This is a genomic window from Pedococcus sp. NPDC057267 (assembly GCF_042668795.1).
GTDB lineage: Bacteria > Actinomycetota > Actinomycetes > Actinomycetales > Dermatophilaceae > Pedococcus.
Map to the genome: position 1 here is coordinate 1 of NZ_JBHUYG010000139.1, position 8,236 is coordinate 8,236.

At 73.7% G+C, this 8,236-nt stretch carries 7 protein-coding genes; 3 read left to right on the forward strand and 4 right to left on the reverse strand.

Annotated elements, in window-relative coordinates; genetic code table 11:
• Window positions 1-137 precede the first annotated feature (137 nt).
• The 3 genes from ACFUC1_RS19415 to ACFUC1_RS19425 are packed head-to-tail and all read right to left on the reverse strand — an operon-like array spanning window position 138 to window position 2,366.
• On the reverse strand, window positions 138-554 hold the full coding sequence (locus tag ACFUC1_RS19415) for a YciI family protein (protein ID WP_379122756.1): 417 nt from the start codon (window positions 552-554) through the stop codon (window positions 138-140).
• A gap of 42 nt (window positions 555-596) precedes the next feature.
• On the reverse strand, window positions 597-1,562 hold the full coding sequence (locus tag ACFUC1_RS19420; RefSeq protein ID WP_379122758.1) for an alpha/beta hydrolase: 966 nt from the start codon (window positions 1,560-1,562) through the stop codon (window positions 597-599).
• Between the two features lie 9 nt (window positions 1,563-1,571).
• A complete protein-coding gene (locus ACFUC1_RS19425; protein WP_379122760.1) occupies window positions 1,572-2,366 on the reverse strand; it encodes an MOSC domain-containing protein in 795 nt (264 codons plus the stop codon).
• 183 nt (window positions 2,367-2,549) lie between these two features.
• Here ACFUC1_RS19425 and ACFUC1_RS19430 point away from each other — a divergent pair, with 183 nt between their 5' ends.
• Entirely contained in the window at window positions 2,550-4,007 is a 1,458-nt protein-coding gene (locus ACFUC1_RS19430) for a glycosyltransferase family 39 protein (protein WP_379122762.1), read from the forward strand.
• Window positions 4,008-4,064: 57 nt separating this feature from the next.
• On the opposite strand, the gene ACFUC1_RS19435 is transcribed toward ACFUC1_RS19430, so the two are convergent.
• The gene (locus ACFUC1_RS19435) at window positions 4,065-4,754 is read right to left on the reverse strand and encodes an NADPH-dependent F420 reductase (protein ID WP_379122764.1); all 690 of its coding nucleotides are present in this window, start codon (window positions 4,752-4,754) and stop codon (window positions 4,065-4,067) included.
• Window positions 4,755-4,908: 154 nt separating this feature from the next.
• Between ACFUC1_RS19435 and ACFUC1_RS19440 the strand changes: the two genes are divergently transcribed.
• Entirely contained in the window at window positions 4,909-5,265 is a 357-nt protein-coding gene (locus ACFUC1_RS19440; RefSeq protein ID WP_379122766.1) for a hypothetical protein, read from the forward strand.
• Between the two features lie 134 nt (window positions 5,266-5,399).
• Window positions 5,400-8,054 (forward strand): WD40/YVTN/BNR-like repeat-containing protein, encoded by a 2,655-nt coding sequence (locus ACFUC1_RS19445; RefSeq protein WP_379122768.1) that lies wholly within the window; start codon window positions 5,400-5,402, stop codon window positions 8,052-8,054.
• The last annotated feature ends 182 nt before the right edge of the window (window positions 8,055-8,236 follow it).

Consider the following 8,236-nt stretch of genomic DNA (forward strand, 5'->3'; position numbering starts at 1 on the left):
GTCCTCGGCCGCCGCGAAGTCGCCCTCGCGGCGGACGAGGACGCCGAGCACCTGCGGCCCGAGCACCCGCAGCAGCGCCTCCACCTCGGGGGGCGAGCTGGTCCCAGCCCGCCCCGGGTCCACGGACGGCCCCGTCGTCACTCGACCGTGGTGGGCCGCTGCTCGAGGAACGGCCGGACCTCGATCCACTCCTGGATCGGCGTCCCGCCGGGCCCGGGGGCGGACGAGAGGAATGCCGCCGCCTCGTGGGCCCGCTCCTGGGAGTCGACGTCGATGATCATCCAGCCGGCGATCAGGTCCTTGGTCTCGGCGAACGGCCCGTCGGTCACCGGGGGCCGGCCCTCCCCGTCGAACCGCACGAAGGTGCCCTCGGGCGAGAGCGCCTGCCCGTCGACGAACTCGCCGCGCTCACGCAGGGTGTCGGCCACGTGGTCCATGAAGGCGATGTGGTCGTGCACCTCCTGCGGGGTCCACGTGTCCATGGGCGGCAGCTGCCCGTTGCCGGTCTGCTCGTGCGAGCTGCGGTAGTGCTTGAGAAGCAGGTACTTGGCCATGTCTGGCGCTCTCCTTCGGTCGGGGCGGCCGGGCGGCCGCCGTCACCCCTGGGACGGAGCCGCCTGCTCGTTCTCGACATCCCGGCGGAGGTGGTCGTCGAGCCAGCCGATGATCTCCTCCATGACCTCGTCCCGGTTGGTCTCGTTGAGGACCTCGTGGCGCGCCCCGGGCCAGTACCGCGTCGTCACGTCGCGCACCCCCAGCCGCCGCAGCTGGTCGGCCACCTGCTGGACGCCCTTGGTGTTGGCACCGACCGGGTCGAGTGCCCCGGAGACGAGGTGCACGGGCAGCTCGTGGGGGATGCGGGCGACGTCCTCGTCGCGGTTGATGCGCGCCAGGCCACCGAGCAGGTCGGAGTAGAACCCGGCCGTGAAGACGGCGCCGCAGCGGATGTCCTCGATGTACTTGTCGACCTCGGCCTCGTCGCGCGACAGCCAGTCGAACGGCGTGCGGTTGGGCTTGAACGCGGAGTTGTACTGCCCGAACGTCAAGGTGTTCATCAGGCCGCTGCGGTGACGCCGCCCCTGCAGGCGGCCCTGCAGGGTGGCGATGCGCTGGCCCACGGCACCGAGCAGCCCGGGGTCGCCCGCCGTGCCGATCAGCACCAGCCCGTCGAGCTCGAACCCGTTGCGGATCGCGTAGGCGCGCGCGAGGAACGACCCCATGCTGTGCCCCACGAGGAAGAACGGCAGCTCGCCCTGCTCCTCCCGCGCACGACGGCCGATGAGGTGCAGGTCGGCGACCACGGTGTCGAAGCCGTCACGGTCGGCGAAGTAGCCCTCGTCCTCGGGCGCGCGCGCCGTCCCGCCGTGGCCACGGTGGTCACCTGCGTACACGGCATACCCGTCGCCGGTGAGGCGCTCGGCGAACCGCACGTAGCGCTCGGAGTGCTCGGCCATCCCGTGCGCGAGCTGCACGATCGCCTTGGTGGGGCCGTCCGGCTGCCACCGGTTCACGTGCACTCGGGTGCCGTCGGGGGTCTCGAGGGAGAAGGTGCTCGCCTGCATGGCCCGACCCTAGTGCGCGGCCCGCTCCGGCGTCCCGGGGTCGAGCGCGTGGACCACGCCCGGGTCACCGAGGCGGACGGTTCCGGGCGCGAGGACGTGGGCGTCGACCCCGAAGGTCGGCAGTCCGTCCCGCTGCTCCAGGTGGCGCAGCAGCCGGCTGTCGCGCAGGCCGGTGCGAGGGTCCGCGTCGATCACCGCACACCGGTCGATGCGCCCGACGACCTCGACCACCGCCGCGCCGAGGCGCAGAAGCGTGCCCGGTTCGGGGTCGTGGTCCGCCTCGAGGGTCACGGTGGCGCGGAACCGCTCGTCGAGCGCGGCGGGGGCGGTCGCCCCGGCGGCGCCCAGCCGCTCCGCCAGCCGCTCGAGCTCGCCCGTGGTCACCAGGGACACGGGGGCGCCCCAGACCACCGCGCCCGGCTCGGTGGCGACCAGCGTCGCCGGGCGACCGAGGTATGCCGTGAGCGCCGCGTCGTGCGACCCGTCCAGGAGGCGCAGGGTGGCCGGTCGTCCCCAGTAGTCACCGTGGAGCGTGCCACCGGGCTGACCGATCGCGCCGGGCTCGGCGGGACCGTCCACGAGGGTGCCGTCGGGCAGGCGCAGGCGCAGGAGCCCGCCCTCGACCTCCGCCTCGACCCGTGCGAGGGCGGGGTGGTCGACGGTCCTGAGCACCCGGCCCGTGGCGGGGTCGGCCACGGCATACCGGCGGTCGCCCCGAGGCCCGTCGGCGGCGAGCTCCACCACCGGCCGGGACAGGTGGCGCGTGCCCTTGACGGCGGCGAAGCCCAGTCGACGAACGCGCACCGGTCCAGCCTCGCACGCCGTCGCCCCGGGCGCCCCGACGGTCGCGACCGCCGGTCGCCGTGGCCGGCTGCCGAGGGCCGGCGTCAGGACCGGGGGAGGCCGAGTTGCGGGTCACAGCCGGGGTTGAGCAGATCCTCAGGTGACGCCCAGCCCCGCTGCAGGCCGACCGACCACGATAGGGGCGTGGCGTGGACCGACCGTGTCGTGGTCCCGGGGCGCCTTCGGCTCCCCGGACGGGCCGTCGCACCCCTGCTCGTCGCGGTGCTGGTCGTGGCCGGCGCCGTCGGCCTCGCCCGCCTCGACGACCAGCCGCTCTGGTACGACGAGCTCGCGTCGGAGTGGGCGTCCTCGCTCAGCTGGGTGCGTCTCGACGCCCTGCTGGGCGTCACCGACGCCAACATCGGGCCCTACTACGCCCTGCTGCACCTGTGGCGCGACGTCGTCGGCGCGGCCGACTGGACGCTGCGCCTGCCGAGCGTGGTCGGGTTCGTCGCGACGGTCCTGCTGACCGCTCGGCTCGGCCAGCGCTGGCTCGGCCGGCGGGCGGGGCTGTTGCCGGCGCTGTTCGTCGCGGTCCACCCCTTCGCGGTGGCCTATGCGCGCGACGCCCGTCCGTACGCCCTCGTCACCGCGACCGTCCTCGCCTCGACCCTGGTGGCCGTCCGCCTGCGCGACCTCGGACCGCGCGACCGGGCCCGCCGCCGCCTCATCACGCTCTACGCCCTCGCCTCGTGCGTCTCCGTGGCCCTGCACCTGTACTCCGTGCTCGTCCTGGCCGTCGTGGCCCTCGCCCTCCTCCCGGCGGCCGGACGCGAGCGCCGGCAGTGGCTCGCCGTGCACGTGCCCGTCGGACTCGTGACGGCGGTGGTCCTCGTGGTCTCGCTGCGCCAGCGGGGCCAGCTCGCCTGGGTGCCGCCGATCACCCCGTCCTCACTCGTCGGCGGCGCCTCGCTGCTCGCCGGAGGACCCCTCGTGCTCGCGGCGACGGTCGTGGCCGCACTGGTCGTGGCCCGCTCCCGCGTGTTCGAGCGGCGGACCACCCTGCTGCTGCTCGGGGTGCTCGTGGTGCCGCTCGCCGCGCTGGCCGCCGCCAGCGTCTTGGCGCCCACCTTCGTCCCCCGGTACCTCGAGCCCGTCGTGCCGTTCCAGGCCCTCGTCCTCGCCGGTGCCGTCGTCGCGCTGCGCCACCGGGCCGCCCGGCTGCTCGCTGCGGTCGCCACCGCGGCTGTCCTGGGCGCGGGGGCCCTCTCGGTCGTGGCGGCGTCCTACCAGCACGAGGACTACCGGCTCGCCAGCCAGGAGCTGCTGTCCCGGGCGCGCCCCGGCGACGGGGCCGTGTGGGCCGACACCTCGGTCCGGCTCGGCATGTCCTACTACCTGCCGCGGGAGGCGGCGGCGACCGGACGCGCAGCCTCGGTCCCGACCGACCTGCTGGCCCTGCCGCACAGCCAGACGGTGGGGTTCCGGGTGCCGCAGGCCACGGGCGCCGCGGCGACGCGCACGGAGGACCGCTACCGGCGCGTGTGGGTGGTCTCGTACGCCGGCCGGCCGCTGCCGACGCTCGACCCACGCTTCCGCTGCGAGCCCGGCTCGCCGCACGGGGGCCTGCTCGTGCGGCTCTGCGTCAACACGGCCCCCTGACGCAGACGCGTCGGCTGGGCCGGTCGCGCGGACCGGTCCGGCCGCGGCGTGCTTGGCTCAGCCCTGGTGCCGACGGCGCGACTGCGCCGCGCGGTCGGCGACGTCCGATGCCGGCACGGACCGACCGCCGGCCGACCAGTCCTCGGGGTCCGCGGCATACATGAGCCCGTATGCCGCCGTATCCGGCTGGGTGCGCCAGCCCTCGGACAGCGGGCCGAGGTCCACGGTGTCGTAGCCCAGCTCGTCGAGCAGCCGGGTGACGGTGCCCTTGGCGGCCCGGTCGTCGCCGGCGATGGCCAGCGCGCTGCGGTCCGGTGCCCCCGACGGGCGGCCGAGGGTGGCGAGGTGCTCGAAGTAGATGTTGTTGAAGGCCTTGACGACGCTCGACTCCGGCAGGTGCTGCTGGAGCAGCTCGGAGGAGGTCGTGGACTCGTCGTCGAGCCCGGGGAAGGAGCCGTCCCGCTGGGGGTAGTAGTTCATCGTGTCGATGACGACCTTGCCGCGCAACGGCTCGACGGGGACGTCCTGCAGGGCGCGCAGGGGAATGGTCACCACGACGACGTCCCCGGACTCGGCGGCCTCCTGGGTCGTGCCGGCGCGGGCTCCCGGGCCGAGCTCGGAGACGAGGTCGGCCAGCGTCTCCGGTCCGCGGCTGTTGCTCATCACCACCTGGTGACCGGCCGCGAGGGCGAGCCGGGCGACCGTTCCGCCGATGTGACCACTGCCGATGAAGCCCCACGTCGTCATGGGCAGTGCAACTGCGGGCCCCGCAGCGGCATTCCGGGCAGGCGCTCCCGGCCGGCACTCCGGGCCACGCGCCCGGGTGACCAAGGGCCCTTCGTGCGACCGGCCCCGGCCACGAGGCTGGACCCAGCAGGCCGACCCGGGAGGAGTCACCACGATGAGCACGGTCGAGCGAAGGGCGCAGCCTCGGACCCACCACGACGAGCCGGGCCGCCACCTGGTCACGTGGTCCTGGCTGGTGCTCCTCGCCCTGCCCCTGTCGTTCGCCGCCGGTTTCGTCGCGGCCCACCTGCCGTACGCGTTCACCGACTGGCAGGAGACCGACCCGACCCCGTTGTGGTTCGCGCTGCTGGTGGCCGTGCTGGGCATCGGCGTCACCTGGCTCCCGGTCGGCGTGTCCGGGGTGCTCGCGCGGCGCGCGCTGTTCGCCGGGCGGACGGGCGCCTGGGCACCGCTGCTGGTCGACGTCCTGCTGACGCTGGCCGCCCTCTCGTGGATCGTGATCAGCGTCTGACGCACGGCTGACCCGTGCCGCGTGGTCGGCCACCGCTGACCCGGGCCGGGCGGACGGCGGACGGCGGCCGGCATACGGAATCGGTCCTAGTCCGAGGGGCCGTTGACCTCTGCGACGGACGCGCGGAGACTCCGATGGGTGCTGTGCTGAGGCGACCTGCGCACGACGGTGCGCTCGAGGAGATGAGCGGCATGCGGCGACGGCTCGTGGTGTTCCTGGCAGTCCTGGCGGCGATGCTCTTCGCGGCCGGTCCCGGATTCGCGGCAGGGAACGGGTCGCCGCCGAACAAGGACACGGGGGAGGAGAGCCAGGCCGCTGCCGACGCCGCCGACTGGTTCATGTCCCAGCGCCTCGCGCCGAACGGCGCGGTCTCCCCGGACGCCTACGCGGCGGGCGCGGCCCACGCAGCCTCGCTGCCCCCCGTGGGAGGTGCGTGGACCGAACGGACCGCCAGACCGGGCACCGACGGCAACGACTTCACGGACTCGCCGCAGTACGTCGACCCCACGAGTGGCTTCAGCAACTCCGGCGCCGGGGCCCGCTGGGTGGCAGGGCGGATGACGGCGCTGGCTGCCGCCCCCGACGGGGCGTTGTATGCCGGGGCAGCCGACGGTGGCGTGTGGCGGTCCACCGACGCAGGCCAGCACTGGACACCGGTGACCGACACCCAGGCGACCCTGTCGGTGGGGGCGTTGGCGGTGAGTGGCTCCGCGAGCCGCTACACGGTGTACGTCGGCACGGGGGAGGCCAACACCAGCCAGGACAGCTACGCGGGCGTGGGCGTCCTCGCCTCGGACGACCACGGCGCCAGCTGGCACCGCGTCGGCGGCCCTGAGCTCAACGGAGCCCTCGTGTTCCGCCTGGCCCAGGACGGGACAGCCCTCCTCGCCGCCACGTCGCACGGCCTCTACCGCATCGACACGGCCACGGCCGGGGCGACGTGGACCGCCGTGCTCCAGCCTGCCGGGCCGCCCAGCGCCGGCGCGAACTTCAACCTGGTCGTCGGCAACATGATCAGCGACGTCGCCGTCCGACCCGGGACGGGCGGTCGTGAGGTGCTGGCCGCGGCCGGCTGGCGCGGCGGTGCGCCGACGAACGGCCTGTACGTCTCCGACGACGCGGGGGCGCACTTCACCTACCTGGCGAACCCGCAGGGCTGGGTGCCATCCAAGGCCGAGGGTCGGACGACCCTGGCGTACTCGGCCGGCGGCGACCGGGCCTACGCGATCGTCCAGAGCCCCTACCTGCAAAACGTCGGCACCAACGGCCAGACGCTGCTGCAGGGCGTCTACGAGTCCGCCAACGGGGACCCGAACGGCCCGTGGACCAAGGTGGCGACGTCGAGCAAGCTGGCGTCGAGCGGGTCGGCCCAGTCCATCTCCCGGATCGGCAAGGGCTACGGCCCCGGCATCCAGGCCTGGTACAACCAGTTCCTCGCCGTGGACCCGGCCAACAAGGACCACGTCTACGTCGGCCTGGAGGAGGTCTACGAGACCCAGAACGCCGGTGCCGGCTGGACCACCGTCGGGCCGTACTGGAACTTCGGCTTCACCTGTTTCTCGTACACACCGTTCGAGGGGACCTGCAACCACGACCAGTCGCACTCCGACCAGCACGCCGCCGTCATCGCGGGCGGCAAGCTCTACGTCGGCAACGACGGTGGCGTCTACGCACGCTCCCTGACCGACCACACCGCCGGGAACTGGGCCAACCTCAACGCGCACATGGACGCGCTGCAGTACTACGGCGCCCAGGGCAGCGGCGACTCGACCATCTACGGCGGCATGCAGGACAACGGCAGCAACAAGGTGTTCCCCACCACGGGCACGGTGCTCGACGACCGCAGCCAGCCGATCGACGTCAGCTCCGTGCAGGTGTTCGGCGGCGACGGCGGCTACACCCTGGTCGACCCAGCCGACTCCCGGAACGTGATCACCGAGTACACAGGCCTGACGGCCCTGAAGTCGACCGACGGCGGAGCCAACTGGCACTACATCACGCCGTCGGACCCGGACCCTCGCTTCATCGCACCGATCGAGATGGACCACACCGACCCCAACCACCTCGTGGCCGGTGGGGCGTACGTGTGGAGCTCGCAGGCCGGGGTGGCCGGCACCACCGCCAACACCGGCGCGGCGACGGACTGGAAGAGCATCTTCGACGTGCGTACGGCCCTGGGCGGGAACGCCGCGTCCCAGGTCACCGCGCTCGACGCCGTCACCGTTGGCGGGGTGCACCACGTCGCGGCCGCCTGGTGCGGGCCGTGCAACCCGAGCTTCCCCGGTGGGACGGGGTTCCGGGCGGGTGTCGTGGTGCTCAGCGACAGCGGCGGCACCTGGCACGCCACCGGCCAGGAGTGCACGGGCAGCTCCGTGTGCGCGGCCGCCGGCCTCCCCAACCGCTACGTCACCGGGATCGCGATCGACCCGGCCAACCCGACCACCGCCTACCTGTCCCTGTCCGGCTACTCGCGGCACTGGATCATCGGGCCGGACGACCCCGGCGTCGGGCACGTCTACCGCACGGGCGACGGAGGCTCGAGCTGGGCCGACGTCTCGGGCAACCTGCCCGACCTCCCGGCCAACGACGTGGTCCTCGACCACGGGGCCCTCGTCGTCGCCTCGGACATCGGGGTCTACACCTCCGGTGACGGCGGCACGACGTGGAACCGGCTCGGCACCAACCTGCCCAACGTCGTGGTGAGCCAGGTCCTCGTCGACCCGAACGGGACCCTCGTCGCGGCCACGCACGGCCGCGGGATCTGGACCATCCCGGTCCCGGCGGGCTGACGGGTCCAGCAGCTGGGAACGAAGAAGGACCCCGACGAAAGCGGGTCGGGGTCCTTCTTCGTTCAGTGCGCAAGGGGGGAGCCGTCGGCCGGTCGCAGAGCGACCTTCCTACTACCAGATCGCACCGTGCCGACCGGACGCGATGACGATTGGACCCCGAAAGCGCAATGGGCCCAGACCGT